We start from the raw sequence: 22,798 nt of genomic DNA, 5'->3' as shown, positions 1-22,798 counted from the left end.
CTCTCAACAGGGGGCCAGCCCCCCGTAACGCCCCCCGAAGGTCAGCGATCGAGCGGGGGAAGCCATCCAAGAGCGATCCCGACATGCACCGCCCGCACAGCAAGCGGATCAAGGATGCGGGCCAACTGCATGAACGCAAAAGGCCCGATCAGCATCTTCGCCACGAACAGCGCTATTGCATAGGAAGGGGGCATTTGAACTCTCCTAACGCCATGAAAGAGGGTGGGTGAAACCCCGATAGCCGACAGCCAGGTCAAACCGTGCCAAGGCGCTGCAGCATAGATATCCGCAGCTATGGGACTGTGCAGATCCGACATAGACACCCGCGTCTATGCTTCAGCAGGATCGCCGATCGCGGGGGTTTTGTTGGTCGCCGCTTCCGGCCGCCATAGTTCGACCAAATCGGCCATATCCTCTCGGAAGCCCCATGCGTCCGCGTAGATCGCGCCGGGGTAAGCGGCGAGGTAGGAAAAGATCGTCGCCATGTCGGCCGCGATTTCCAAATCTACCCCGAACAGATCGGAGATCGGGAAATGGCCCCATGCGGAGCCGTCCCACCATGCCAGCAGGAAGTTCGCGCAACAGGCAGACTGCCCGGTATCCGACTTTGCCAAGCGGACGAGCCGGCCGATCGCGGCGCGAACATTGTTATCTGTGGTATCCGTCATCGTGGCGTTCCCATCCGATCGAGTGACTATGCAGTCGATCATAGACGCCAATGTCTATGTTGTCCACGCCTATTCGAGTGGACCCGTCACATTCCTGAGATTGGCACGGCTCCCCTGCCCGGCCGCTGCGATCCGGAGCAGGCGACGGCGACGGAGATATGCCGGCACGCCAAACCATAGGCCAAGGATGACCACCACAACCGGCAGCGCAATAGCCCAGAGCGCCACCTTATCGACCAGAGCGCTATCGATACCCGCGAACTTGTAGATCGGCTTAATCAACAAGACGGCGATGATCGCGCCGGGCAACGTAGTGGACGCACGGTGCCACGCATAATGCAGGCGATCGTTTTCCTTGGTGAACCGACAGCGCAGATCATATTCGCGTGCAGCGCTGAACGGGTTTTCGGCATCAAGGAAGTCGCCGTTGAGAATGTGTCCGATCATAGCTTCCGGCCCTTAGATTGGGGGGGGCGGTCGGGGGTCGTCGCACGACCATTGGCGTAAACGACCTTGAGGGTTTGGCCGATCGCCGGCACCCGCTCAAAGCTCGCTGGGTCATGGCGCGCTACGCCATCGGCATACATCTGATAAACGCCCTTGGGGCTGACATGGAGGATGGGGCCGGAATATGTCGCGCCGTTTTCGGCCTTGGCCGGCGTCGCGGTGTCGAGGCGATAGACGCCACTGGACAACATGCCTTGAGGGTCCGTCTTCTGGACCACCCATTCGTCACTATAGCGCTTTTCGTGGAGCCGGCTTCCGTTCATCACCACAATCCGTTCGGCCCCCTCAGGGACCGAACGGCCAGCGGGCACCGCAGCCGCGAAACCGGCCAACGTGCTACCCCTCGCTGCGTTTAAGAGATTTTGCGTGCGACTTCTTCCCGCAGAGTCGGGTTCCGGTTGAGGTTCCGAACCGCGTTCAGCATCCCGTCCTCGAACTTGGAAAAGCTCGGGGTATGGCGGGAGCCCTTGGAACTGGCGCCCGCAATCTGGGCTGACGAGGCCGGCAGCGAGTCGCCGCTCGAACTCTGCATTGAGTCTGTCTCGAACCGATCCATGGCTTAGCTCCTCATTCCACACTTCAATTCCGGCCTGTCCGACATATCGGGCCGGCTCCTCGCGATTACGAACGTCATAGACGCCAATCAGCACCTTATCACCAAATCGATCCAAAAGCGCGGAAAGACCGCTTGGCGTTCCCTCCTGTATTTGCGTCATCACGCCGATGCCGGCACCGCGCCCATAATCCTCGAAACGCTTGAACGAGAACTCTAGGGCCTGCTCTGCTCTAGGGAGGACCGCCGCGACCGACACATGGCAACCAGCATCGAGGGCTTGTCCAACCTTTTCGGTGCTGGCGGCGACGTTCACAAGCTGGCCTTCAAAGATAACCCGCACATCGTCACCGAGCTTGCCGCCCTCGCCCATCGCCGTCGCCTGCACCGTCGATGTTTTCCCGGCTCCGGGCATCCCGGTAACGAACAACGCGCGGTCCCTGTGCGGATTGCTGTTATCGGCTACCACCCGGCGGAATTGCTCGGCCGCAAGCACCGCAGCCGCATTATGGACCACAGCATTATATCGTCCCCTCGCCTCTTTGGAGGCAGCAAATTCGGGGATAACCTCCTTCATCAGATCGGCACAGACATACCGGCCGCCGAAGGATTCAGGATGCTTCACATAGGCGTCGATGAAGCGTTCGGGATCGGCTTGCACGGCTGCAATCACCCGACGCTGCACATCGGCGCGATCGGGTTCGGCCACGTTGACGGATCGGATTGGTTCAAGCGCCATGGGCAAGCACCTGGTCGAATTGTGTCATCTGGTGGAGCGCTCCTTTTGCAGTCGACCATAGACGCGGGCGTCTATGTTGTCCATGTTTTTCGGAACAGGCCCTCCCCTTATCTCGCCCCCGAAATGGAGCGGGCCAGCGAAGGGTCTGACGCTCCCCAGATCGCGACGGTCGCGAAGCGCAAAGCTGATATGTGGGCGATAGATCGTATAGTCCCAGCTACCGCCAGCTTCCCGAAATGTGGCGTGGCGTCGCGAGAGCGCCAGCGAGCGGAACGACAGGGCAGTATAATAGCCCATGCGAACCACCGCGCGGGAGGAATGGGCCTTGAGCGTCAGAGGGGTCAAGTCGAGCGGGCATCCCCCGTTGCATCGCGCGACCGTCACATGCCATTCCGAAGGCACCAGACCGTCAAAGCCTTCACCCCTCGCCCATTCGGCCAGCGCGTCGGCGTTGAGCAGTGGGCGCATCACGAATCTCAACCCGGTTCGCCTTCACGATCGCTCGCCGGGAAATGCCGGTAAAAGGTGGCAACCGACACGCCGATCGCTTCCGCTACATCCTTTGGCCGATCGCCGGCAGCGAGCAGCTTGCGTGCGGTATCCGCTTTCTTTGGCGTCAGGACCGACTTGCGGCCCCCTCCCCCTCCCCGCTTACGCCGCGCAGCGAGGGCGGCCGAGGTTCGTTCCTTGATAAGCTCGCGCTCCATTTCGGCGACCGCGCCCATCATGTGAAAAGCGAAGCGGCCGACCGGGGTTGTTGTGTCGATTCCATCCGTCATGGATCGGAAGTCGATCTTGCGCGCGCCCAGCTCGCCGAGCAGATCAACAAGCCCTTTCATCGTGCGGCCGAGCCGATCGAGCTTCCACACTACGAGGCAGTCTCCGGCGCGGGCGTGCCTTACGGCATTGGCGAGCCCCGGCCGATCGTCCTTCGCCCCGCTGGCCTTATCAGAAAATATCTCTGAGCAGCCCGCAGCCGTCAGGGCATCGGTCTGCATCGTCAAATCCTGATCCGAGGTCGAAACCCGCGCGTATCCAATCAGCATTTCAATCTCATAACTCCACGGGCGAGTCCGCTTCGTGAGATTCTATATTGAGAACATTGTTTGAGAAAGCGATTGTCGCGGAAATCGGGCGGAGCCGACGCCAGACGGAGCTTCGCGCAACAGGATCGCTTTTGAGAAGGCTCAATCTTCTATGTAAAGTTCAGGATCGACCCGATCGTACTTCGCCGCAGCAGCGGCGCGGGCCTCACTTTCAGTCTGATAAGCGTGATCGCTAGAACGGTGAGTTATGTCGCCATGGACCGTTTCAATTTCAAACCAGTTCGCGATGTGTCCTGAGGGATGGCGCAGCGTGCGCGAAATGATACGAGCTTCAATCATAATCTTTTCTCCTTGAGCCTGACGGCCGACTACAGGGCACTGCATGAAGCTTTATCCCCCCGCGAGCGGTGAATCAGATCAGCGTTGGTTCGCCGAAATGGCAAACCCGCACAACTGGCTGATGACTGCCGACAATTTATTTGAGCAATGTGTTCGCCTGAACTCTCAGAAGGGTCGGGGGTACTTGCAGTTCGGCGACAGTCGGGGGAAGGCTTTTAGATGGGATGTTGTTGATAGATCGATGTTTTTGCTTGGCGGATTTGCGCTAGAGAATGCAATAAAAGCATTCCTTGTTTATGAAAATCCTGATTTTGTACGTGATGGGAGGCTGTCGCGCAAACTCACTTCACATCGGCTAGTTGCATTGAAGAGGCTATCTTCGACAATACCTATGCCGAAAAGAAGCGAACCAATTATCAGTGTTTTTGAGCAAGGCATTGAAACGTGGTCGCGTTACCCATGCGGCCTCAATGCTCATCAAACTGACCTCCAACTGTGGTTCACACCGGAACTTTGGAATGCGTATTGCGATTTGATGCGTCGATACGGCCGCAAACTTCAGAGTCTGTTGCAAAAAGGTTGGGTAGGTCCGCACCAAACCGGGGGGAAATGGAATTTTGAGCGGATGGCATTTTTGGACGTAGATCACGTCATTTTATGACACTCATTTTGTCGTGTCGGGTAGCTGGATCAACTCGTTGATGCGGTGACGATCGGGGAGATTATCCCCCCGATCGCCTGTCGGTTACGGATTGACGTTCAGATCAGCCCCCGTCGTCATGCTGGCAACAAAGGTGCAATTGTTGCCGATCGTCGGGTAGTTGAACTGGAAGGTGGACGGTGCAGTCCCGTTGTTGATGACCGTGAACGGCACATCGGCGAGAGTGGAGCAATAATTGCCGCCACTCAGCAGGAATTGCAGGCCGTGGATCACGCCAGTCCCGCCCGTCGCGTTGCTCGACGTGATGGAATAGGTGGTGCTGGGGAACGAGAAATTGGTGCAATTTCCGGTTGAGGCACTACCGCCTGTCAACGTGCCCCCGGCGGCCTGCTCCGGGTTGCCGCCGATCGATGGACCGGACACCATGTTGAATTGCCAAGTGCAACCGTAAGAGTCGGAACCTCCGTTCTTGATGATGTTGCCGGGACCGCTGATGAGGAACGAGTAGTTGGGGGGTGAGATACCCGCCGCGAACGAGGTGCTGGACAAGACGAGTGCCGCAGCCAGACCAAGACCGACGCGGGTGATGAAGGCCATCTTCATGGCATTTCTCCTATGATGTTGAAAAGTTTGCCGGATAAGCATTGATCCGGCGCTTTGCCGATGCTCTTGCATCGACAGACACATCATAACCCAAGTGCAGCAGTCTAGTTATACTTTTTTGTAATAGCAGGTCTGCATCTAATGCATGGTTTATCTATGGTTAAGGTTTGGGGTGCAAGGCCAGACCTTGAACAAAGCCATTCGATCACTATTGTAGGGAATGCTATGGCGCATGTAACATCAAAGACGCTCGCCGCACTTGCGACCACATTGGCACTCTTCGCTGCCTCGCCGCTTGCTGCCCAATCATCTTCGGGACAACCCGCAGCCCGCGCGCCTTCGCAGGCGGCGACCATGCAGCAGCGACCGCAACGGCCCCAAGGACAGGTCTTCAATGCGCCTGTCTATCCCAACGGTGCTTATGTCGTGCCGGTCCAGCCTAAGGACACGCGCACGCAAAAAGAGCGTTGCTATGACGATGAAATCGCCCGAGAAGGCGGTTCACCTTCACAACTGGCTATGGCGGCGATCGACCTGAAATGCAGCCAACGCTAACGGCGTTCATTCGATTCATTGGAAGGCCCGACATAACCGGCGCGGCCGATTGATCGCGCAACCCAGGTATATGACTGGCAATGCACTCCGTCGCTTCGCGCGCGCGCCCATGAGAGATCAATGACCAGATCACCCCAGCGTCGCGCGATGGCCGATACGGCTCCCGCAGCCTGTCGATTATAAGGTAGCAACCACACAACCTTGCCGACGTGGAGCTTGGCCCGGATCGCGTCGAGATTGCTGGCAAGGCGCGGGTTGGTAGCATCGTTCGCGCCCGCCGAGATGATTGCGGCCCTAAATGCGGACCTTGGCGTGCGGGAAAGGATGACGGATGAGGATATCCCATCCGTCGCTTCTACCGCGCAGCGATTGCCTAGAGCAGCGCGCACCGCGTTGGCGGTGGCATGTGCATGGCTATCGCCAAGGATCAGGCATACCGCAGCAAGGATCATCTAAAACGCCCCGGCAACGTCATTCGTCCACCGAGATAGCGCGAGGGACGTATGCAGGGGGCTGGAAGCCCACCCGGATCGGAGCCGTATATGGCGACGGATGCGAAGCCTTTGCAGAGCCTCGATAGGCAGGCCGAGGCCCGGCGCTGGCGACAACCACCGGAGCGGCTGATTGGGCCGGTGCGGCAATAGGCGCTTGCGAGACAGGAGAGGCGTTGACCGCCTCCATCATGCGAGGCGTGACCGTCAGCGTTTCGTAAGTGTGGAAGCGCGCTGACAGCCAATCTCCCCATTGGCGAGCAAAGATCATGATCGCCGCTCGATAGGGGGCATTATAGACAGGCGTGTGCGAGTGATAGTTCGCTACCCGAGTCCAGATATCGCCACGGTCCTTTTTGATGTGGCCGCGCAGCCGCCAAGCCGCGAGATCGTAGGAATAACAGCCAGCTTTCTCTACGTCCGCCGTCCCAATGCCGTAGCGGGCGAGGGTGCGAATATAGGCCGTGTTGAACTGCATGGCCCCCACGTCATAGGTGTCATTGCGATTGCGAACCCATTGGCCGGGCTTGCCACCTTCCTTCTGGGCCACTGCGAGGATGATGTTAGCTGGCACCCCGTATTTGGCCGCAGCGGCGATCGAGCAGACAACACGTTCCTGAATGGCAGGAGGAATGTCGGCCGCGATCATTGGCCTGTCCCCTTGTTCACGAACTCAGAAACCTCGCTACTGGCGTCCACACCTGTAGAGGGGTTCGCGCCTCGCTTGCTCCCGGAGATCGAGTCCCCGCCGAAACCGCCTGCGTCGGCCCCCAGCGCTTCGGAAGGTCCGCCATCGCCGTCGAGCGCGCCGCCGTCAGAGCCGCCGCCGGCAAAGGAGGCACCTGCCCCCCCGGCTCCCGTGGCAGGCGAGAGCGCTTCCCCCCCTCCCCTATTCGCAGAGCCGGAGCCGGGGTTGCGAATTTCCGCCGCGATTTGTCCACCGACCGTTGAGGCAACCCGCGCCCGCGCCGCGTCCGCAACACTCGCCATCTTGTTTTGGGCAGTGCGGGCGATCCCACCGCCAAGGTTTGCGGCCATATCGGCAGCGAAGAGGCCGGCTGTTGCTGCCATGCCGCGCCCAGAACTACCGCCGCGACCTCCGGCCCCGGTCGAAGAACCGCCCCCCGAGGAGGAGCCCGTTGCCGCACTGGAACCGCCGTCCTGCCCCGCCGTCGCCATAGCGACCGATCCAGCTTCCGCAGTAGCGGCAACGACTTCTTCCGCTGATCCAGCGGCAGCGCCGTCCGGTTCCCCAACGGCTCCGGCAATGTCGCCGCCGGGCGAGCCGGCGGGCGACCCAGCGCCGGACGTAGCGACTTCGCCTTGCCCTCCTCCGCTGTTGTCATTTGCCGAGCTACTGCCCCCGCCGCCACTATCGCCCATGGCGGAAGCCAAGGGGGAGCCGCCGCCACCGGATGAGCCGCCGCCACCCCCCCCGCCGCCGCCATCTGGGCCGAGTTCGCCGCCACCCGAGGAGGAGCCACCCCCAGAGCCGGAGAACATGCCGCCGCCGCTTGCCATATTGTCTTGAGCCGATTTGAAAGCGGCGCTGATGGCGCTCGCACCGCCCGCAGCATTGGCGGCCCCGGCCGCCATGGCAGCGCCGCCGGTTGCAGCCGCCGCAGCGGCCATACCGGCCGCCGTCATAGCCGCGCCAGCGCCCAATGACCCTACATTTGCCGCGCCGCCGACACTTGCTCCGGTAATGATGCCGGCCACAATTCCGGGAATCTTATTGACCAACGCCAGCAGAATCACCGAGGCGACCATCATCCCGGCCAAATCCTTGATCGTCGTCGTGGCCTGCATACTGCTATGATATTGGTCCACAAACGACTTACCGATGCCGACCAGCAGCACCATCGCCATAAGCGAGGCAGCGACGCCCAGCACTGTCTTGAAGTAGTTGATCGCCATATCCGAGGTCCAACGGGAGCCGCCGAAGCCAAGGAAGAAGATGCCGCCGTATGCCAGAATCCACGCGGAGACGAGCAGGAGCAGCATATTGACGGCAACGAGCGCCAGCACGACGAGGATCACGCACGCGATCAAGATACCGACTGCCGAGTCAACCGGCTCCCAAACGGAGGACTGATCTACCGTGGTCGAGACGATATCAAAGCCGATATCTACGATACTGCCCGGTGTGACATTGCCGATGCTTGCCGCATTTGAACCAAGCTGTTGAAGCGATCGAATGATAGCATCAGCAATGACGGGGCCGTTGCGGAGCAGGAACAGGAAGAAGCCGAAGAAGATAACGAAACGGATGAACTCGGAGAAAAATTCCCCGAGATCGGCGCGACGTAGAGCCATAAGCCCCATCGTCCACACGAGGCTGATCGTTGCCAGACCCATAAATAGGACGGTTGCAGCGCTTGTCATCGCAGAGGACCAGCCACGGGCCGCCGCTGCATATCGGCTCTGGATATCGTCAAACATGCCCCCGCCGGCTGTCTGAGCCAATGCCGGAGAAGCGACCGTTAGAGTCACGAGCGCACAGAGCCCGAGGAGGGCCAGCCTATTGCGTGTTACAACCATTTTACTGACCCTCACTGTCCTCGCCGCGCCTTACTTTGGCGTTGTGTATCCGTAGGAACCCGGCTTGGATTTCTTGTAATAGCCGCCCCGTGGGTTGGGCTTGGGCTGCTCGGGTGCGGGTGGTGGCGCTTGCACAGTAACAGGAGCCGGCGCTGGGGCCGGCTTATTGGTAAGAAGCGCGATCGTCAGACCAAGGAGGGCAACCACCACCGCGATCAATAGAGCAATGAGCTTATAGGACATTCCGTTACCCTCCTTCCTCTCAGATCAATTCGGCGACGTGTAGCCATAAGTCCCGCTCGCGCCCTTCGCATAGGTGCCGGAACGGGCCTGCTGCGATGCCGCCGTTCGCATCGCCTTTTCGTCGTCTGCTGCTTGCTGGACGGCAAGTTCGGCCGCCTGCTGCGCCATTAGCTGTTGGCGAAGCGCGATGAGTTGGTTGGCCTGATTTGCCGCGAACTGGTTGGCATAGCCGAGGGACTGAGCCTGCCCATTCGCCCCTTGGGCGTTCGCCTGCATCGTTTCGAGCTTGGCAGCTTCAGCTTGCAGTTGTGCCTGCTGCGTAGCGATGCCGCGAATGGTGGCATCGTTGGACGCCATCATAAGCTGTTGCTTAGCGTTTTGTGCGCTTTGGAGCGCGGCTCGATCAGTGGCCGAGCAACCCGTCGCGGTAAAGCAGGGCGAGCTACGGTAGTAGTTCGGATTCTGGAATTGGTTGAGATACCTGTCTATCCCGCCCGATTGGGTGGTTAGCTGTGTCAGCATGTTCGATGTGTTTTGCAGGCCGTTGATAGTGGACTGCGCTTGGCTCCACACATAGGCCGCCGGAGCCAACGTGTTTTGCAGCATGTTTTGATATTGCTGAAGCTGCGTCTGGTATTGCTGGACCTGCTTTGCGACCTGCGCGACGCTCTGCAAAGCCGTGATGGTGTTCTGTTTTACGCTCGCTACGTCGATAACGGCGAATTGAGCGTAGGCCGGGGTGGCAAACGGAGCCGCCGCCGCAACAAGGCCGAGGCCAATTTTAGCGGCTAAAATTACCTTTCGCATTGGTCAGTCCTCCTTGGCGTTAGTAGTCAAAGGCACGATAGGGCTTTGAAAATGCTAGGTCTTTTGTCACCACGACGTTGAACCGAAAGCCCGGCCGGATCATCAGCGTTGGCGAAACATTGAGGTTCTTTTGCATCAGCATGGCCGTAGCCTGTCCAAGCTGCTGCCCGAGAGCTTCGCTAAGGGCGGAGCCCGCGCTTTGACGGCTGCTGCCATTATAATCGAAATTTGATTGAGGTTGGCTCAGCGTCGCACCGGCAGTCACGCCAGACAGGAACAGAGCCGATCCGAAGATACGGAGATAATGGTTGTTCACTTGGTCTTTGAAACCGCCATAGCCGGCGCTGTCCGAGCCCGGCATCGCGCCGATATCCATGGCCTTTCCGTCAGGAAAAACGATCCTCTGCCATGCAATCAGCACCCGCGATTGGCCATATTGAACAGTGGCGGAATATTGACCGACGAGGCGTGCCCCTTGAGGGATGAGCAGATATTTGCCCGTCGCACTATCATAGACGTTTTGCGCGACCTGAGCGACAATCTGGCCCGGTAGTTCCGAGTTGATGCCAGAGATCAGCGTTCCCGGAATGACGAAGCCAGCGGTAAGCTGATATGGCGAGCGCGGCTTCTCGGGCTGGGAGTCCAGCTTCCAGCGATCGCCGCCCTTCCCCGCAAATTCATTGATATCGCGTCCCGCAGCCTGTTGCCCCGTGGCGTTCCCACCGCCAGCATTGGCGGCCATCTGGCCTTGCAATGCCGCAAGCTGGGCGAGGTTTTGGGCGTTGCCGGCATCCCCGGCCGCCGCCGCGATTTGTTGGCGCAGTGCTTCGAGCTTGGAGGCGGTATCGCCGTTTTGGCCCCCCATTGATGGCGAGCCCGCGCTACGCGCCGCCGCCATCTTGACGTTTGTGGGAGCGCGAACCGCGTCAGTAAACATTTGATCGCGGGCGTTGCGGATCGATTCCGCGCGCTGACGGCGCGCCTGCAACTCGGGCGATACCGGGGGAGGCCCAGAGTTGCCCGCAGAGCCGCCGGGAGGGACCGGCGGGGCGTCAGGGTTCACAGGTGCGATCGGGACGCCGTTGGCGTCCACAGGCACCGGGCCGGGCACGGTGGGAGGCGTGGGCGCGGTCGAGGGAGAGCCAGCCCCGGCAGGCACTTCGCCCCCTTCAGCCGATCCTGCCACTTGCCTCGCCATGTCCATTGAGGATTTGCCGGGCTTGGGCTTTTGCAGTTCGTCGGTTGTGACGCGCTGTTGATTGCCGCGCTCGATAACGACCGTGATGACGACGAGCAGGAAGACAACGATCAGCGCGCCGACGATGAAGATCGGCCAGTTGTTCACCCGGCGAACGCCGGTAATCAGGCGGCCCCCGGCTGTAGCTCCACCCGGCGAAGCCTCGGGCGACATTGGATCAGAAGTTGCCATTGATTTATCTCCAATCCGCCCGTCAGGCTTTGACCACGATGCAGGCATTGGCATTCAGACCGCCGCACACCCGCTTGGCGAAAGCCACGGTTCGATAGGGACCGGCCTGCACAAACGTCAGGCCATGTGAGGAGCGGGGAAAGCGGGGGTTCAGGCCCGCAAGTGCCGGCTTTTTCTGGACGAGCGTGCGCCAGTATGAGCGCGCCACCTTTTCGGTGCGGAACGCGGCAAACTGGACGCGCCAGCCCGTGGAGGCGGACGCCGATCGGTGTGCAGGCGATACCTTTGCAGGGAGAGCCACTGACACCCGTGACGAGGCGGCGGTAGGATATTGCGCGGGGGGCGTGTCATCCACCATGGAGACAGGCGTGGAGCCAGCCACGCCAGCATTGACCGCTGCCACTTCCGCTTGAACCTGCTCGGCGTCCTCGGGCAGATCGGGACGGGTAGCACGTTCGACCAATGCCGGGGACGCCCCCGACAAGTCCAGCGCCCAACCGGCAGTCGGGCCAAAGCCCCCCTGCCCCGCTGAAAACCCGCGCGTGAGTGACTGTTGTCCGACATGGATTGTCACGCGGTAGAAGCCCTGCATAGGCTGATCCACGACGTAGCTAAGCGGTAGCGCCAGCGGATCGGCCTTATCCTTCCTTGAGGCTTCTACAACCGCGTAGCCGCGCTTGCGGAGGCCATCGGCAAGCGCCTGCCCGAACACGTCACCCGACGATGACGGATCAATCGACACGCGCGAGATCGCGGGCGGATAGAGCTTGACCAGCTCGCCCAATGAATCGGCCGCCATCGCTTGCGTGTCGGGAGCCGCAACTCCGATTGCATAGCTACCATGGCGTGACGCCGTATAGGCGCAGCCCGTGAGGGCCAGCGCCACGGCAGCGATCGGGACCGCGCGCACCTTAGTTCTCCCGAACGATCGTGACGCGATCTTGGCGCTTGCCGACACCCGCGATCAGCACCGCCTCATCAAAAATTTGATCGACCACATAGCGGTTCTCTTGGAGGCGGTAATTGACGATCGAGGTATCCTTGGCCTGCTTGACCGAGCCGCCAGCGCGGACCACCAGCAGCGAGGGCGCTTCGGTCTGGGCCATCGCCTTGGGCATTTCGATAATCGTCTTGGTGCCGTCGTTATAGACGCGGACAGGCTTCCACCTGGCTTTGCCCTTCACGGCGTAATTGAAGTTCAGGTTGGACAGATACTCGCCCGCAGGCCGGCCATTCCCGCCGCCGCCTGAGCCGCCCGAGCCGGCGATCGTCTGTTCATTGCGAACGACTTCATTGTGCGCCTTGAGGGCCGCCCATTTGGCCGTCACGTCGTCGGGATACTGGAATGCGACGTGAGCCATGAACTCAGTGCGGTGCGAGATCAGCCGCATGTAATAGGTGCGCCGATCCGTCGTCACGACCAGCGAAGTCGAGAGCCCCACGTCCATCGGCTTGATGATGAGGTGTTGTGTCTCTGTCGTGCCAGACCCAGACACTGCCGGTTCGATCAACCAGCGGGCGCTATCGCCCACGTTGATCGAATTGACTTGCTCGCCGGGCTGCAACTGCACGTCGCAGATTTGCAGAACCGCGCACACAAGCGAAGGCTGGGTTGCGCCAAACAGAAAGACAACCGCACCTTCCGCGCCGGCCACGGGCTTCATGCCCGTAGCGCTGCGAGCCTGCCAATCCTGCGAGATCGCCAGCCCCTCCCGCTGCGTTTCGGTCAGGGTCGGGTTGTTAGGATTGAAGACAGTGGGTGCCTCCGATTGTGCGGAAGCGACGGCCGGGATCGAGCAGAGCATACCGGCGAGAATGAGGTTCCGTTTCATGTTGCTAATCCCTCCTTTAAAGCGTGCGCGACCACGAATAATCGCTGACATAGACGCCAAGCGGATTGTCGTGGATTTGCTGTTCAGTGGTTCCGGTTGATGGCGGGGTGACACGAACTGTCACTAGAGCGCGCATCTTCATGGGCTGCTGTAGAAGCTGGCCTTGCCGATCGCGCTCCGTCTCGATCCAATCGACCTGCCACGTTTGGTTGGTCTGGGGGATCACGGACGCAATCTCGACAGTGACGGTTTTCTCGGCTGCACGGGCAAAGGGCGTGCTTGCCGGGTTCCCATTCAACCAGTCATTCATTTTGCCCGTCGCCGGATCGTTCGGTAGGAGCATGGAATAGACGCGGAAGATCGCTTGGCGCTGTAGCGCGATATCCGATGTAACCATGCGCGCGCTTTGGATGAAGGAGCCAAGTTGCGCCTGCACCACTCGACCATCGACAGGAGCAGCGCGATCGGCGCGGGTGGCGGCAACCGCGTCCCCCAGCGTATCGACCTTCACCACATAGGGGATGAACTTCGATTGGCTCCCGATCGAGATAATCCCGCCCACCGCCGTAAGGACGATCAACAGGGAGAGGATCGCTACCAACTGCCACATGCGCCGTGAGGCAGCGAGGCCGCCAACGTGGTCGTTCCATGTGCGTTGCGCATTGAGGTAAGGGTTAGTTTCGTCCACCGGACGGGGCGCGGCGTCACGACGCCGGAACAGGTCCATGAAGCTCACGCTGCTTCTCCAAGTTGGGGGGTGACGCCACGGATGGCGAGCCATTCATTGACCCACCGAGGGCCAAGGCGGGCTTCCAGCCCCTTGATCGTCTCAATGGATTCCTTGTCGGTCGCGCCGACGAATGCCAGCGCCACGGGGCCGAGGGCCAATTCAAACAGACGCCGCCCGTTTTCGGAGACGTAGTAATATTGGCGCTTGGGGATCGCGGTTGCGAGGATTTCAATCTGGCGTTGATTGAGGCCCATGCGGCGATAGAGAAGCGACGTATCTTCGTCCCGAGCATAGATATTCGGGAGAAAGATTTTCGTGGCGGTCGATTCAACGATCACGTCCAGAATGCCGGAATTGGCCGCGTCCGAGAGGCTTTGCGTCGCCATGAAGACGAGGCAGTTGGCCTTACGAAGCACCTTGAGCCATTCCCTGATCTTGGCGCGGAATGCTGGGTGACCCAGCATGATCCAAGCCTCATCGAGAATGATCGCCGCCGGTTGGCCCCGGAGCGCTCGTTCGATCCGCCGGAACAGATAGAGCAGGACAGGCAGGGCGTATTTCTCGCCGAGATTCAGAAGCTCCTCAATCTCAAAGACCGTGAAGTCCGACAGAGAGAGCCCGTCCTGTTCCGCGTCGAGAAGATGCCCCATCGCGCCGTCAACTGTGTATTGGCGCATCGCGTCGCGGATTGCTTCATCCTGAATGATGATCGTGAACTCGGAGAGCGTGCGCCCGCCGCTTTCGTGCATGTTGACTATGGCGTTGCCAATCTCATTGCGCTGCGCGGGCGTTGTAATGACGCCGTTGAGTGCGAGGATGGTATCGATCCACTCCATTGCCCAAGCCCGATCGCCTTTGGTTTCAAGGAAGGCCAGCGGGCAGAAGGCCAGCTTTTCCTCATCCCCGGCGACGGTGAAGTGCTTGCCACCCACCGCCTTTGCGAGCGGGTAGAGCGACATACCCTTGTCGAAGGCGAAAATGGACATGCCTTGGTAACGACGTAGCTGGGCGGCGATGAGGCCGAGCGCAGTGGACTTACCCGCGCCCGTGGGGCCAAACATGAAGCTATGGCCTACGTCTCGCACATGGAGGTTCAGGCGGAACGGCGTGGAGCCGTTCGTAACGCCCTGCATCAACGGAGGCGACAGGGGCGGATACATCGGGCACGGGGCGAAATCCTGCCCCGTCCATATCGTGCTAGTGGGCATGAGATCGGCAAGGTTCATCGTGTTGATGATAGGTCGGCGCACATTCTCGACCCCGTGGCCGGGAAGGCTTCCCATGAAGGCTTCCAGATTGTTGATCGTCTCAATCCGGGCACCGAAGCCGATCGCGATAATCGCCTTTTCCAACTGGCGAGCGGCGTTCTCAACCACGGCGCGATCTTCGTCCATCAGCACGACCACGGAGGTATAGTAGCCTTGCGCGACCATGCCGCTGTTGACTTCCGCCATGGCGTTATCAGCATCCGCGACCATCGAGAGCGCGTCCTGATCGAGCTTGCCGCTATTCGTCTGGAAAACCTGATCGAAGAAGCCGCGAACCCGCTGCCTCCATTTTTTGCGGAATTTTTCGAGGTGCTTGATCGCCTCGTGCGTGTCCATGAAGATGAACCGCGTTGACCAGCGATATTCTGTCGGAAGCTCCGACAGGGCAGACAGCACGCCGGGCGTGCTTTCCATGGGAAATCCGTCGATCGCAACCGTCTGCACGAACTTGCGGCCGATGCGCGGGATAACGCCGGTCCACATTTCTTGGCCGCCGATGATGGAATCCAGATACATCGGGTTGGAGGGCAAGATGACAGGTTGATTGACGCCAGTGGCGCAGAATTGCAGCCAGCGCAGGAGGTCGCAATGCGTGACGCTGGACCCGTCCTCGTTCATCACGGAATGGCCTTTGAGCCGCGTGAGCTTCAATGCCGCGCCGATACGGCTTTCAAAGCTGACCAGATCGCGTTTGAACTTCTCGATGAGATCGGCCGTCCGAGCCTTTTGCGACGGAGCGGCGCGATCATCATCAAACATCAGTTCCACGAACTTCTGCTCCGCCAGCATGGGCGGGAAGAACGTAGCGGTGATGACGAAATAACCTTCATACATCGTCCCCAGACCTTCAAAAAGCTGGCGACGTTCTTCATCGATCATTTCGGTGATAGGATCAGGAAAGTGGGACAGACCCCGTTCCGAATAGTTTGGTGCGGGCCGTCGCGGCGCATCCACATGGATCATCCAACCATTGCCCAGACCGGCGAGAGCCTGATTGATGCGAAACGACACCATTTCGCGCTGTTGATCGGTGCTGCTGGCATTATCGTCGCCAGAATACAGCCACGCGGCCATGAAGGAGCCGTTTTTGCCGACGATCACGCCGTCATCGACCATCGCGGCATAATTGAGCAGATCGGCAAGGCCGGCGTCTTTGGAGCGATGGCGGTCCAGCTTGCTCTTGCTGGCGTTTTTCGTGACCATCAGGAACAGCGTGAGGATCAGAAGCGCCCCCAAGAGCGCGATGATTATGGCGATTGTCTGGATCATTTGGACTTCCCCGGATCGCCGTAGCGCTTCTGCTGACTTCTCTGATTGGTGCGGAAGGGCGTGGAGCGGGCTGGATAGTAGGGGCGATATCTACGGTGCCGCAGATAGACCCCGCGAAGCAGGGGATCGGCCTTCGCCATCAGGCGCGTGGCCCAGAGCGCTCCGAACCAGATGAATAGGCCGGCGATCCACGCTTTGGGTTCGTTGATCGCCGGCCCGATCAGGCCGGCCGACGCCACCCCCGCGAGCATGACAAGCTCCCGGTCCCCGCCCATGAACAAATTCGGACGGACACCGGAGCGGCGGATGGGGACAGACCGGAGGGGCATGTCAGGCGAGCCCCACGGCACTGCCACCCAAGGAATCGAGGGCGGCCACCGTGGCGCCACCACCCGAGATCGAGGACAGCACCGCATTGGCGCCGACGAGGAGGGAAGCGACAAGAACGAGGAGCAGAAGGGCGCGGGCGAAACCGTTGAGATCGCCGCCCATGACAAGCGCGCCACCAGCCACAACGATGCCGACAACGGCGAAGGCGTAAGCGATTGGACCCGTCGCGGACTCGCGGATGTTCGTCAGATAGCTTTCATAGGGAAGGCCGCCGCCGCTGGTGGAGGCAAATGCGGCGTGGGGCCACATGAGAAGCGCCACGAGTGCCAGTGCGAGCAAAGCGAAATGGGCTCGCCGCCTTGAAAAATCGTTCCAATAAAGCTGCACGTCAGTTCTCCTTACAGTGAACGAAGCCGGTATTTGCCGTCCACAAAGCCCCCGACTTCAAGGATGCTTTCGATCCGACGCCCTTCCGGCGTGCGGGCGATGTGGACGATCAGATGCACCGCATCCCCAATCAGGGGTTCGATGGGACGAGGAGAGTCCGGGTGCATACTGATGAGGAGGGCAAGCCGGCTAAGCCCGGCTTCCGCGTTATTGGCGTGCAGCGTTGCCGCACCGCCTTCATGGCCGGTGTTCCACGCCATGAGAAGATCGAGGGCTTCGGGTCCACGGACCTCGCCCACAAGGATGCGGTCGGGTCGCATCCGCAGCGTCGTTTTAAGCAGCGCTGTCATCGTGACTTGCGGCGATGTGTGAAACTGAACGTAGTTCTCAGCCGCGCATTGAATCTCGCCCGTATCCTCGATGATGACCAACCTTTCAGTTGGATCAAGGCGGACCATGCCGTTGATGATGGCGTTGACGAGCGTGGTTTTGCCGGAGCCCGTGCCGCCAATGACGAGGATGTTGCGATGGCGCTCGATCGCGTCGGTTATCAGCGCGCATTGTTCAGCCGACATGATGCCGGCAGCGACATATTGTTCGAGCGTGAAGATCGCGACGGCACGCTTACGGATCGCGAAAGTAGGAGCAGGCACTACCGGGGGCATCTGCCCGGCGAAGCGCGAGCCATCGATAGGAAACTCGCCCTCTAGTGTGGGCTGTAATCGGGTTGTTTCTTTGCCGTGATACCCGGCAACCGCCTTAACGATTGTTTCTGCACGGTTGGCGGACACCGTGCCAATGCAGACCATTTTTTCGCCAAGCCGCTCCTGCCAGAGCTTACCATCGGCGTTCAAAATCAGCTCGACCGTCTTCGGATCGGCCAGAGCATCGATCATAAGCGAACCCATGGCACGCCTTAGCGTCTCACGGGCTCGCTCTTTGACGGTTGCGGTTTCCGCTTCCCCGGTCATTATCGCTCCTGTCACGCCACACTACTGCGTGGCGCAATGGATATACCGGAAGAATCAGCGGGACAAGCGCATAACGTCGATTATATGCGAATTACTCTCAAAATTCCGTTTGCGGAACGGAAGGGCTTTATCGCTTGTGGTTCAGGCGCTCGTGGGCGGCCTTGTGCCATTTGCTGATTTGAAACGCCTGATGGTCGGTTACAATGGCCGAGACACGCCTAAATCCGGCGGGGAGGCCGAGCTTGGCATCGTCGCGCAGTAACGATTCTGTCAAATTGCCCGACCAATCATCGACGCCAACAGGGGGAGTTTCCAAAAGTGCCGTTAAGGGCACTTCGAGAGCTTGGGCAATTGCAACCATCGTCTCAAGCGACGGGTTCCCCTTGGCGTTCGTTACGTCCGATATGTATGAAATAGAGAGCCCAGCTTTGGCCGCAAGGTCTTGCTTCTGGAGTCCACGGAGCGCCAGATATCGCATGATATTCAGGCAAAGAATTTTCTTATGCACCAGTAGCGTCCTCCCCCCCAAGAGCCCCCAAAATTTTAGCGGCTAAAATTCGCAAGCCGACTGTTGCTAGATTGTTGCTGATATCCGACGCATACCCGTAAGCTACCATGGGCTTCCAACTTATCCAATATTGTGCACGCGACCCTCTGCCATTGAGCAGGGATTCCATCTTGAATGGATAACCACATATACGCCGATTTGGCTATTAACGGTGAGAGAAATGATGGTGCCCCACGGAAATTCCTGATTGCTAATTTGAATGCCGAAGGAAATTGCAGGGGAATGTCAGGTTGTGTCTTTCGACAAGAAAGATGACATAACCGGCAAAGCGTTTGCGGCCACTTGTTGAGAAATCAGGTTCTACAACACTGTTGGCTTTTCAATCGCACTGCATAGCCAACCACATGAACAATCCGAAATGAAGCTCGCGATTATCGTCGCAATCTTGATCCAGCTTCTTCAAATCCATACCGTTACTTTAAATCACCTAAGCAGCAATCTCGCGCACTTAGCGAAGAAATTTGCTAAGTGCGCGAATCTCGCATACACCGCCCATTATGGGACAGAATAACCCACATGATTCGGCCGCTCGTGCCCGGTTGGCGATGCGTAAGCGCGCCAAGCAGGAGGATGCTGCCGGCTTTAAGCGGGTGACGCTAGCCCTGTCACCGGAGGCTGTCCGACTCTTGGAGGGATTCATGGAAGTGAGCGGGCATACGTCCCGCCAAGCCGCCTTGAATGCCATGTTGGAGAGGATCGCCGACGATATGTTCATGCGACAGGAGTTTTTGACCGTGAGCACATAAACGAATGCCCGGCACGAAGGCCGGGCACCCTGAAATTGTTATATGGCAGCGTCGCCAAACGCTGACAGGTCAATCGAGACACCCTCCATATAACCGTTTCTGAGCTTAGGTTCAAGGGAGCGCGCTTCGCGCCACGCATAAGTTTTGCCTGCTGAACGGTCCTTCACACCAAGAGGGACGAATTTCATGCTTACGCAAACACATGGACGGTTGCCGACGATCGGCGAAATCGCCGAGCAATTGCTCGGCCGAGCCCGTGGCGCTGTGCGCCGCCGGGGGGGGCTACACATCACAAACGCGCCGGTGCACGGCGGCAGCAAAGAGGCCGGGAGCTTCCACGAGGAGGCTTTCATGGTCAGGTTGGACGAGGCGACCCGGCGGGCTTGCCGGCGTGCGGTCAATGAGGCGTTTGAGCGTGGGCGCAAGGCGAAGGTCGCGGCGCGCCGCGAGGGCCGCGAGCTAACTCAGTTGGAGGCGCTTTGCACCCGGATAACCGGGGGTGCGATTCGGGTGTATGAAGCCCTCCTCCGCATGGAGAAGCTGTTTCGCGGCCGGGTCTATCCCTCCTATGAAATGATTGCCGATTGGGCTGTTGTGTCGCGGGCGACTGCGCACAGGGCGCTTGAGGCCCTTGAAGCGATTGGGCTGCTCGCGCGGCTACGCCGATATATTTACACCAAGGATGAGAAGGTAGGGGCACGCTCAGAGCAAACCTCGAACGCCTATCGAATGCAGCTTCCCCAGATGCTTCGTGATTTTATCGAGAAGCGTCACCGCCCTGCTCCCATTCCTGATGATGAAGCCTATCGGCAGCACCAGCGGCTTGCGGATCATGCCTACATTTTGTCGAGGCTTCCGCGTGCTGATTATGTTCGCGCCACGGTATCGGATCAAGCTTTGGCGGCGGTCCTCATCAGCCTTGGAGAGAGCATAGATCGCAAGGATGAAACCTTGTTGTAGCCGTGAGTCTCATAATGCGACTGAAACTCCCCCTGAGTCTTATATTCTATAGATGATGATGAGTTGCCCTAGTCGGGCAACGCGACTTGAAGACTGTTTAAACGCCATAAGGGGGTCGGCCTTGGTTCCCCAGATCGAACGGCAGCGCTTGCGGTTGACGTAGCGATGAACCGTGCTTCCAAACTGCGGCATAGACGTAAATGTCTATATTGCCGGCGACCCCGATTTTAGCCGCTAAAAAAGTGGATCAATTGTTTGTAACTTCCCGACAGCGCTGCATATTTTAATAGGTAATTTACCCGAAACGGCTTTACAGAGCTTGACAAACTCGCGCCAACAACCGATATATCCGTTGTGGCCGGGCGATTATGCCATGGTCCGAACCGGAGAACTCCGATGAACACCCCGACCAATGCCATTACCGCCACGCGCGTAATCGAGGACAAGCGCTTGTCCGTGCTACCTCGCTTCTTTGGCGTCGGGCAGATGCTTCAAGCCGAGGCGGTCGTTTTCGGCTACATGAGCAAGCTGTCTATCGACTACACTGGCGGCCATTGGGAATACTACCTCTTGTCCAACGGCGGATTCTACATGGCCCCGTCTATGGACATTCCGATGCGGATCGAATGGATTGGGAACGGGTACAGGGGCGCGATGAGCGCAGATGCCGCCGGGATCGTCGCAACCCTCTTCGCAGTGGGCCAGATGGTTTATGAGCAACAGACGAACGCCATGGCAGACCTATATCATCAAATTCGCGATTTTGCCCTCGGCCACCCCGAAGCGCAGAAGATCCTTGCCGCGATAGACTGATAATCAGAGCCGGGGCATGTCCCCGGCTCCTTCGACGAAGGAGGCAGGCGATGGCGCGCCATGCCGTTCGGGAACCCTGCTACATTCCCACCCCCAAAATCATTGGTCATCAACCCGATCTTTTCGGAGGTCCGACCGTCACCCATGAGGTTGCACGCCGGCCGTTCAACCGCGCAGCCGAACGCCAGATTAGGGCATGGGCGGTATGCGACACGTTTGCCGACCTGGACTCCTTTCAATGATCCGTTTGGACGCCAACCGGCCCCCTGAACTGCGCGACGTGGAGCCGATTGAGCGATGATACGGCCGGTCTATCTTGTTGCCTGCGTCGGCCAAAAATTGGACAAGCCTGCGCGCGCCCGTGACTTATATCGATCCGATTGGTTCAGGAAGGCGCGCGCATATGTCGCCGAGCAAGGCGGCAGGTGGTTCATACTTTCCGCTCTTCATGGTGTCGTCAGCCCCACTCAAATAATTGAACCCTATAACGTCACCCTTGGCGATCTATCAGCCAGTGAGCGGCGGGCGTGGGGCCAGCGCGTGAGCGGCCAGCTTTCCCAAAAGATTGGATTACGAACCCCCGTCGTCGTTCTGGCGGGGCGGTTGTATCGTGACCCGCTAAGCGAATGGCTTGGATCGCGAGCAACGGTTCCTATGGCGGGCATGGGGATAGGCCAGCAAAAGGCATGGCTTGCTGGCGAGATCATCGGGGCACGCGATCGGCGCGCCCGCGCGTCCCAGCTCGATCATTTTCACGATTACGCCAACCGCGAGACAAAGGAGGAAAGGTTATGAGGAAAACGCGAGATATCACCCCTCCCCCTCTACGCAGAGCCCGCTTGTTGGCGGCCCGAGGTTACGGAGCCGGATCAATTCCGCGAAATGCGATCCTTAATGGGCACTGGGATGCCGGGACAAAAGTGCGAGATCATCTTACAAGCGAAACCGCGCGCCTTTGGGCCGCGCACAAGGGATTCGCTGGGGAGTAAGACGCCATGGAGAATTTGCGTGGAAGCAAGCAGCGTTAGGCCGGAGTGCCTATGCCCTGCCGATGATGGTTGGGAACCTCCAACAGCCGCCGAGGTGCGGACTGTCATCAACCAAACCGGGATGACCGGCAGCGAGGTAGCGCGGTTCCTTGGGATCAGTAGCAAGGGATCGCGGGTGATCCGGCGATGGGCGGGCGGCGAAGATCAAATCCCGTTTTCCGCTTGGGCGCTGCTATGCGACAGGGCCGGATATCGCAGGATATGGGAGCGCCAAACAGGAGAAGATTTTAGCGGCTAAAATCGCTAGAGGGGCTTGACACGACTTGACAAAAGCAGCTTCACAACCGATATATTAGATGTGGCCGGGCATGTTGCCATGGTCCAAGACCGGAGTTTCCGATGACCAATGTTGTCCCCTTCCCGATCCGTCATAGGATCAATCGGATTGACGACCCTCCCCCGCTCGCAATCCTGTCGAGCATTGAGGCATCCGCCATGGATAAGATCATCGCTGTAGTGTGGAGCATCACGGCTTTTTGCTGGGGCTTCCTGCGGTTTATCATTCCGCTCGTAGTGTTCTGGCAGTTCCTTCGTATGCTTTGGTTCTGGAACACCCCCGACGTTCACGCCGGTTGGAATTTCATCGCCTATTTCGTTGGCTATGCCGCCCTCTATTACTTCGTGGCGTTCTATCGTCCGAAGGCGTTGCAGAGCTTGGAGCCGACCAAGGGAGGCCGCAATGCCCGCAAATAA

30 protein-coding genes are annotated in these 22,798 nt (G+C 59.3%); 8 read left to right on the top strand and 22 right to left on the bottom strand.

Features of this window, described 5'->3' with window-relative positions:
- Nucleotides 1-41 precede the first annotated feature (41 nt).
- The 7 genes from AC3EC3_RS18265 to AC3EC3_RS18235 form a co-directional block, all read right to left on the bottom strand.
- Nucleotides 42-194, bottom strand: a complete 153-nt coding sequence (locus tag AC3EC3_RS18265; RefSeq protein ID WP_488491024.1) for a hypothetical protein — start codon at nt 192-194, stop codon at nt 42-44.
- Nucleotides 195-329: 135 nt separating this feature from the next.
- Nucleotides 330-668: a DUF7673 family protein gene (locus AC3EC3_RS18260; protein WP_488491023.1), complete on the bottom strand. Its 339-nt coding sequence runs from the start codon at nt 666-668 to the stop codon at nt 330-332.
- Nucleotides 669-737: 69 nt separating this feature from the next.
- Nucleotides 738-1,115, bottom strand: coding sequence for a hypothetical protein (locus AC3EC3_RS18255; protein ID WP_488491022.1), 378 nt, complete (start codon nt 1,113-1,115; stop codon nt 738-740).
- Entirely contained in the window at nt 1,112-2,437 is a 1,326-nt protein-coding gene (locus AC3EC3_RS18250; protein ID WP_488491021.1) for a KfrB domain-containing protein, read from the bottom strand. Before AC3EC3_RS18250 ends, AC3EC3_RS18255 begins: the two co-directional genes overlap by 4 nt.
- 54 nt (nt 2,438-2,491) lie before the next feature.
- Nucleotides 2,492-2,935 carry a hypothetical protein gene (locus AC3EC3_RS18245; protein ID WP_488491037.1) on the bottom strand — a complete coding sequence of 148 codons (444 nt, stop codon included), beginning with the start codon at nt 2,933-2,935 and terminating at the stop codon, nt 2,492-2,494.
- Nucleotides 2,936-2,943: 8 nt separating this feature from the next.
- Nucleotides 2,944-3,513, bottom strand: coding sequence for a recombinase family protein (locus AC3EC3_RS18240; protein WP_488491020.1), 570 nt, complete (start codon nt 3,511-3,513; stop codon nt 2,944-2,946).
- 141 nt (nt 3,514-3,654) lie between these two features.
- Nucleotides 3,655-3,852 (bottom strand): hypothetical protein, encoded by a 198-nt coding sequence (locus tag AC3EC3_RS18235; RefSeq protein WP_488491019.1) that lies wholly within the window; start codon nt 3,850-3,852, stop codon nt 3,655-3,657.
- A gap of 43 nt (nt 3,853-3,895) precedes the next feature.
- Between AC3EC3_RS18235 and AC3EC3_RS18230 the strand changes: the two genes are divergently transcribed.
- Nucleotides 3,896-4,513 carry a hypothetical protein gene (locus tag AC3EC3_RS18230; RefSeq protein ID WP_488491018.1) on the top strand — a complete coding sequence of 206 codons (618 nt, stop codon included), beginning with the start codon at nt 3,896-3,898 and terminating at the stop codon, nt 4,511-4,513.
- Nucleotides 4,514-4,597: 84 nt separating this feature from the next.
- Here AC3EC3_RS18230 and AC3EC3_RS18225 read toward each other — a convergent pair whose 3' ends face one another.
- On the bottom strand, nt 4,598-5,116 hold the full coding sequence (locus tag AC3EC3_RS18225; protein ID WP_488491017.1) for a hypothetical protein: 519 nt from the start codon (nt 5,114-5,116) through the stop codon (nt 4,598-4,600).
- A 354-nt stretch (nt 5,117-5,470) separates the two neighbouring features.
- Here AC3EC3_RS18225 and AC3EC3_RS18220 point away from each other — a divergent pair, with 354 nt between their 5' ends.
- Nucleotides 5,471-5,671 (top strand): hypothetical protein, encoded by a 201-nt coding sequence (locus tag AC3EC3_RS18220; protein WP_488491016.1) that lies wholly within the window; start codon nt 5,471-5,473, stop codon nt 5,669-5,671.
- On the opposite strand, the gene AC3EC3_RS18215 is transcribed toward AC3EC3_RS18220, so the two are convergent.
- The 14 genes from AC3EC3_RS18215 to AC3EC3_RS18150 form a co-directional block, all read right to left on the bottom strand.
- Nucleotides 5,668-6,123: an SGNH/GDSL hydrolase family protein gene (locus tag AC3EC3_RS18215; RefSeq protein WP_488491015.1), complete on the bottom strand. Its 456-nt coding sequence runs from the start codon at nt 6,121-6,123 to the stop codon at nt 5,668-5,670. The genes AC3EC3_RS18220 and AC3EC3_RS18215 overlap by 4 nt on opposite strands.
- Nucleotides 6,124-6,142: 19 nt before the next feature.
- Complete coding sequence (locus AC3EC3_RS18210) at nt 6,143-6,811, bottom strand: transglycosylase SLT domain-containing protein (protein WP_488491014.1); 669 nt, start codon at nt 6,809-6,811, stop codon at nt 6,143-6,145.
- The gene (gene trbL / locus AC3EC3_RS18205; RefSeq protein WP_488491036.1) at nt 6,808-8,604 is read right to left on the bottom strand and encodes a P-type conjugative transfer protein TrbL; all 1,797 of its coding nucleotides are present in this window, start codon (nt 8,602-8,604) and stop codon (nt 6,808-6,810) included. The genes AC3EC3_RS18210 and trbL overlap by 4 nt, the downstream gene beginning before the upstream one ends.
- Before the next feature lie 129 nt (nt 8,605-8,733).
- The gene (locus AC3EC3_RS18200) at nt 8,734-8,946 is read right to left on the bottom strand and encodes a hypothetical protein (RefSeq protein WP_488491013.1); all 213 of its coding nucleotides are present in this window, start codon (nt 8,944-8,946) and stop codon (nt 8,734-8,736) included.
- Nucleotides 8,947-8,970: 24 nt separating this feature from the next.
- Nucleotides 8,971-9,753, bottom strand: coding sequence for a P-type conjugative transfer protein TrbJ (gene trbJ / locus AC3EC3_RS18195; RefSeq protein ID WP_488491012.1), 783 nt, complete (start codon nt 9,751-9,753; stop codon nt 8,971-8,973).
- Nucleotides 9,754-9,772: 19 nt separating this feature from the next.
- Complete coding sequence (locus AC3EC3_RS18190) at nt 9,773-11,098, bottom strand: TrbI/VirB10 family protein (protein WP_488491011.1); 1,326 nt, start codon at nt 11,096-11,098, stop codon at nt 9,773-9,775.
- A 106-nt stretch (nt 11,099-11,204) separates the two neighbouring features.
- Entirely contained in the window at nt 11,205-12,068 is an 864-nt protein-coding gene (locus AC3EC3_RS18185; protein ID WP_488491035.1) for an SPOR domain-containing protein, read from the bottom strand.
- Between the two features lie 25 nt (nt 12,069-12,093).
- Complete coding sequence (trbG, locus tag AC3EC3_RS18180) at nt 12,094-13,014, bottom strand: P-type conjugative transfer protein TrbG (RefSeq protein ID WP_488491010.1); 921 nt, start codon at nt 13,012-13,014, stop codon at nt 12,094-12,096.
- Nucleotides 13,015-13,030: 16 nt separating this feature from the next.
- Nucleotides 13,031-13,741 carry a VirB8/TrbF family protein gene (locus AC3EC3_RS18175; RefSeq protein ID WP_488491034.1) on the bottom strand — a complete coding sequence of 237 codons (711 nt, stop codon included), beginning with the start codon at nt 13,739-13,741 and terminating at the stop codon, nt 13,031-13,033.
- 5 nt (nt 13,742-13,746) lie between these two features.
- The gene (locus AC3EC3_RS18170; RefSeq protein WP_488491009.1) at nt 13,747-16,281 is read right to left on the bottom strand and encodes a VirB4 family type IV secretion/conjugal transfer ATPase; all 2,535 of its coding nucleotides are present in this window, start codon (nt 16,279-16,281) and stop codon (nt 13,747-13,749) included.
- Nucleotides 16,278-16,610 (bottom strand): conjugal transfer protein TrbD, encoded by a 333-nt coding sequence (locus AC3EC3_RS18165; RefSeq protein ID WP_488491008.1) that lies wholly within the window; start codon nt 16,608-16,610, stop codon nt 16,278-16,280. The genes AC3EC3_RS18170 and AC3EC3_RS18165 overlap by 4 nt, the downstream gene beginning before the upstream one ends.
- Nucleotide 16,611: 1 nt before the next feature.
- Nucleotides 16,612-16,998, bottom strand: a complete 387-nt coding sequence (locus AC3EC3_RS18160) for a TrbC/VirB2 family protein (RefSeq protein ID WP_488491007.1) — start codon at nt 16,996-16,998, stop codon at nt 16,612-16,614.
- Between the two features lie 11 nt (nt 16,999-17,009).
- Complete coding sequence (gene trbB, locus AC3EC3_RS18155) at nt 17,010-17,969, bottom strand: P-type conjugative transfer ATPase TrbB (RefSeq protein WP_488491006.1); 960 nt, start codon at nt 17,967-17,969, stop codon at nt 17,010-17,012.
- Nucleotides 17,970-18,096: 127 nt separating this feature from the next.
- Nucleotides 18,097-18,477 (bottom strand): helix-turn-helix domain-containing protein, encoded by a 381-nt coding sequence (locus AC3EC3_RS18150; protein WP_488491005.1) that lies wholly within the window; start codon nt 18,475-18,477, stop codon nt 18,097-18,099.
- Between the two features lie 557 nt (nt 18,478-19,034).
- On the opposite strand from AC3EC3_RS18150, the gene AC3EC3_RS18145 reads away from it, so the two are divergent.
- The 6 genes from AC3EC3_RS18145 to kleE all read left to right on the top strand — a co-directional run bounded on the left by AC3EC3_RS18145 (nt 19,035) and on the right by kleE (nt 22,798).
- On the top strand, nt 19,035-19,283 hold the full coding sequence (locus AC3EC3_RS18145; RefSeq protein ID WP_488491004.1) for a hypothetical protein: 249 nt from the start codon (nt 19,035-19,037) through the stop codon (nt 19,281-19,283).
- A 186-nt stretch (nt 19,284-19,469) separates the two neighbouring features.
- Nucleotides 19,470-20,243: a hypothetical protein gene (locus tag AC3EC3_RS18140; RefSeq protein WP_488491003.1), complete on the top strand. Its 774-nt coding sequence runs from the start codon at nt 19,470-19,472 to the stop codon at nt 20,241-20,243.
- Nucleotides 20,244-20,639: 396 nt separating this feature from the next.
- Entirely contained in the window at nt 20,640-21,056 is a 417-nt protein-coding gene (locus AC3EC3_RS18135; RefSeq protein ID WP_488491002.1) for an antirestriction protein, read from the top strand.
- Between the two features lie 50 nt (nt 21,057-21,106).
- Nucleotides 21,107-21,298, top strand: a complete 192-nt coding sequence (locus AC3EC3_RS18130) for a hypothetical protein (protein ID WP_488491001.1) — start codon at nt 21,107-21,109, stop codon at nt 21,296-21,298.
- A gap of 55 nt (nt 21,299-21,353) precedes the next feature.
- Nucleotides 21,354-21,851, top strand: a complete 498-nt coding sequence (locus AC3EC3_RS18125) for a DUF6884 domain-containing protein (RefSeq protein WP_488491000.1) — start codon at nt 21,354-21,356, stop codon at nt 21,849-21,851.
- Nucleotides 21,852-22,444: 593 nt separating this feature from the next.
- On the top strand, nt 22,445-22,798 hold the full coding sequence (gene kleE / locus AC3EC3_RS18120; protein WP_488490999.1) for a KleE stable inheritance protein: 354 nt from the start codon (nt 22,445-22,447) through the stop codon (nt 22,796-22,798).

The organism is Novosphingobium sp. BAM6, assembly GCF_057784955.1.
The sequence above is the reverse complement of the archived record's forward strand: the minus strand, read 5'-3'. Positions and strand labels throughout refer to the sequence as shown.

Excerpts from the sequence above, each read along its gene's own strand:
- trbG (WP_488491010.1), bottom strand. The coding sequence starts at position 13,014 with ATGAAACGGAACCTCATTCTCGCCGGTATGCTCTGCTCGATCCCGGCC.
- AC3EC3_RS18130 (WP_488491001.1), top strand. The coding sequence starts at position 21,107 with ATGGCGCGCCATGCCGTTCGGGAACCCTGCTACATTCCCACCCCCAAA.
- AC3EC3_RS18220 (WP_488491016.1), top strand. The coding sequence starts at position 5,471 with ATGCAGCAGCGACCGCAACGGCCCCAAGGACAGGTCTTCAATGCGCCT.
- AC3EC3_RS18200 (WP_488491013.1), bottom strand. The coding sequence starts at position 8,946 with ATGTCCTATAAGCTCATTGCTCTATTGATCGCGGTGGTGGTTGCCCTC.
- AC3EC3_RS18225 (WP_488491017.1), bottom strand. The coding sequence starts at position 5,116 with ATGAAGATGGCCTTCATCACCCGCGTCGGTCTTGGTCTGGCTGCGGCA.
- kleE (WP_488490999.1), top strand. The coding sequence starts at position 22,445 with ATGACCAATGTTGTCCCCTTCCCGATCCGTCATAGGATCAATCGGATT.
- trbL (WP_488491036.1), bottom strand. The coding sequence starts at position 8,604 with ATGTTTGACGATATCCAGAGCCGATATGCAGCGGCGGCCCGTGGCTGG.
- AC3EC3_RS18170 (WP_488491009.1), bottom strand. The coding sequence starts at position 16,281 with ATGATCCAGACAATCGCCATAATCATCGCGCTCTTGGGGGCGCTTCTG.
- AC3EC3_RS18265 (WP_488491024.1), bottom strand. The coding sequence starts at position 194 with ATGCCCCCTTCCTATGCAATAGCGCTGTTCGTGGCGAAGATGCTGATC.
- trbJ (WP_488491012.1), bottom strand. The coding sequence starts at position 9,753 with ATGCGAAAGGTAATTTTAGCCGCTAAAATTGGCCTCGGCCTTGTTGCG.
- AC3EC3_RS18135 (WP_488491002.1), top strand. The coding sequence starts at position 20,640 with ATGAACACCCCGACCAATGCCATTACCGCCACGCGCGTAATCGAGGAC.
- AC3EC3_RS18125 (WP_488491000.1), top strand. The coding sequence starts at position 21,354 with ATGATACGGCCGGTCTATCTTGTTGCCTGCGTCGGCCAAAAATTGGAC.
- AC3EC3_RS18165 (WP_488491008.1), bottom strand. The coding sequence starts at position 16,610 with ATGCCCCTCCGGTCTGTCCCCATCCGCCGCTCCGGTGTCCGTCCGAAT.
- AC3EC3_RS18240 (WP_488491020.1), bottom strand. The coding sequence starts at position 3,513 with ATGCTGATTGGATACGCGCGGGTTTCGACCTCGGATCAGGATTTGACG.
- AC3EC3_RS18140 (WP_488491003.1), top strand. The coding sequence starts at position 19,470 with ATGCTTACGCAAACACATGGACGGTTGCCGACGATCGGCGAAATCGCC.
- AC3EC3_RS18260 (WP_488491023.1), bottom strand. The coding sequence starts at position 668 with ATGACGGATACCACAGATAACAATGTTCGCGCCGCGATCGGCCGGCTC.
- AC3EC3_RS18210 (WP_488491014.1), bottom strand. The coding sequence starts at position 6,811 with ATGATCGCGGCCGACATTCCTCCTGCCATTCAGGAACGTGTTGTCTGC.
- AC3EC3_RS18235 (WP_488491019.1), bottom strand. The coding sequence starts at position 3,852 with ATGATTGAAGCTCGTATCATTTCGCGCACGCTGCGCCATCCCTCAGGA.
- AC3EC3_RS18245 (WP_488491037.1), bottom strand. The coding sequence starts at position 2,935 with ATGCGCCCACTGCTCAACGCCGACGCGCTGGCCGAATGGGCGAGGGGT.
- AC3EC3_RS18230 (WP_488491018.1), top strand. The coding sequence starts at position 3,896 with ATGAAGCTTTATCCCCCCGCGAGCGGTGAATCAGATCAGCGTTGGTTC.
- AC3EC3_RS18255 (WP_488491022.1), bottom strand. The coding sequence starts at position 1,115 with ATGATCGGACACATTCTCAACGGCGACTTCCTTGATGCCGAAAACCCG.
- trbB (WP_488491006.1), bottom strand. The coding sequence starts at position 17,969 with ATGACCGGGGAAGCGGAAACCGCAACCGTCAAAGAGCGAGCCCGTGAG.
- AC3EC3_RS18175 (WP_488491034.1), bottom strand. The coding sequence starts at position 13,741 with ATGGACCTGTTCCGGCGTCGTGACGCCGCGCCCCGTCCGGTGGACGAA.
- AC3EC3_RS18215 (WP_488491015.1), bottom strand. The coding sequence starts at position 6,123 with ATGATCCTTGCTGCGGTATGCCTGATCCTTGGCGATAGCCATGCACAT.
- AC3EC3_RS18145 (WP_488491004.1), top strand. The coding sequence starts at position 19,035 with ATGGGACAGAATAACCCACATGATTCGGCCGCTCGTGCCCGGTTGGCG.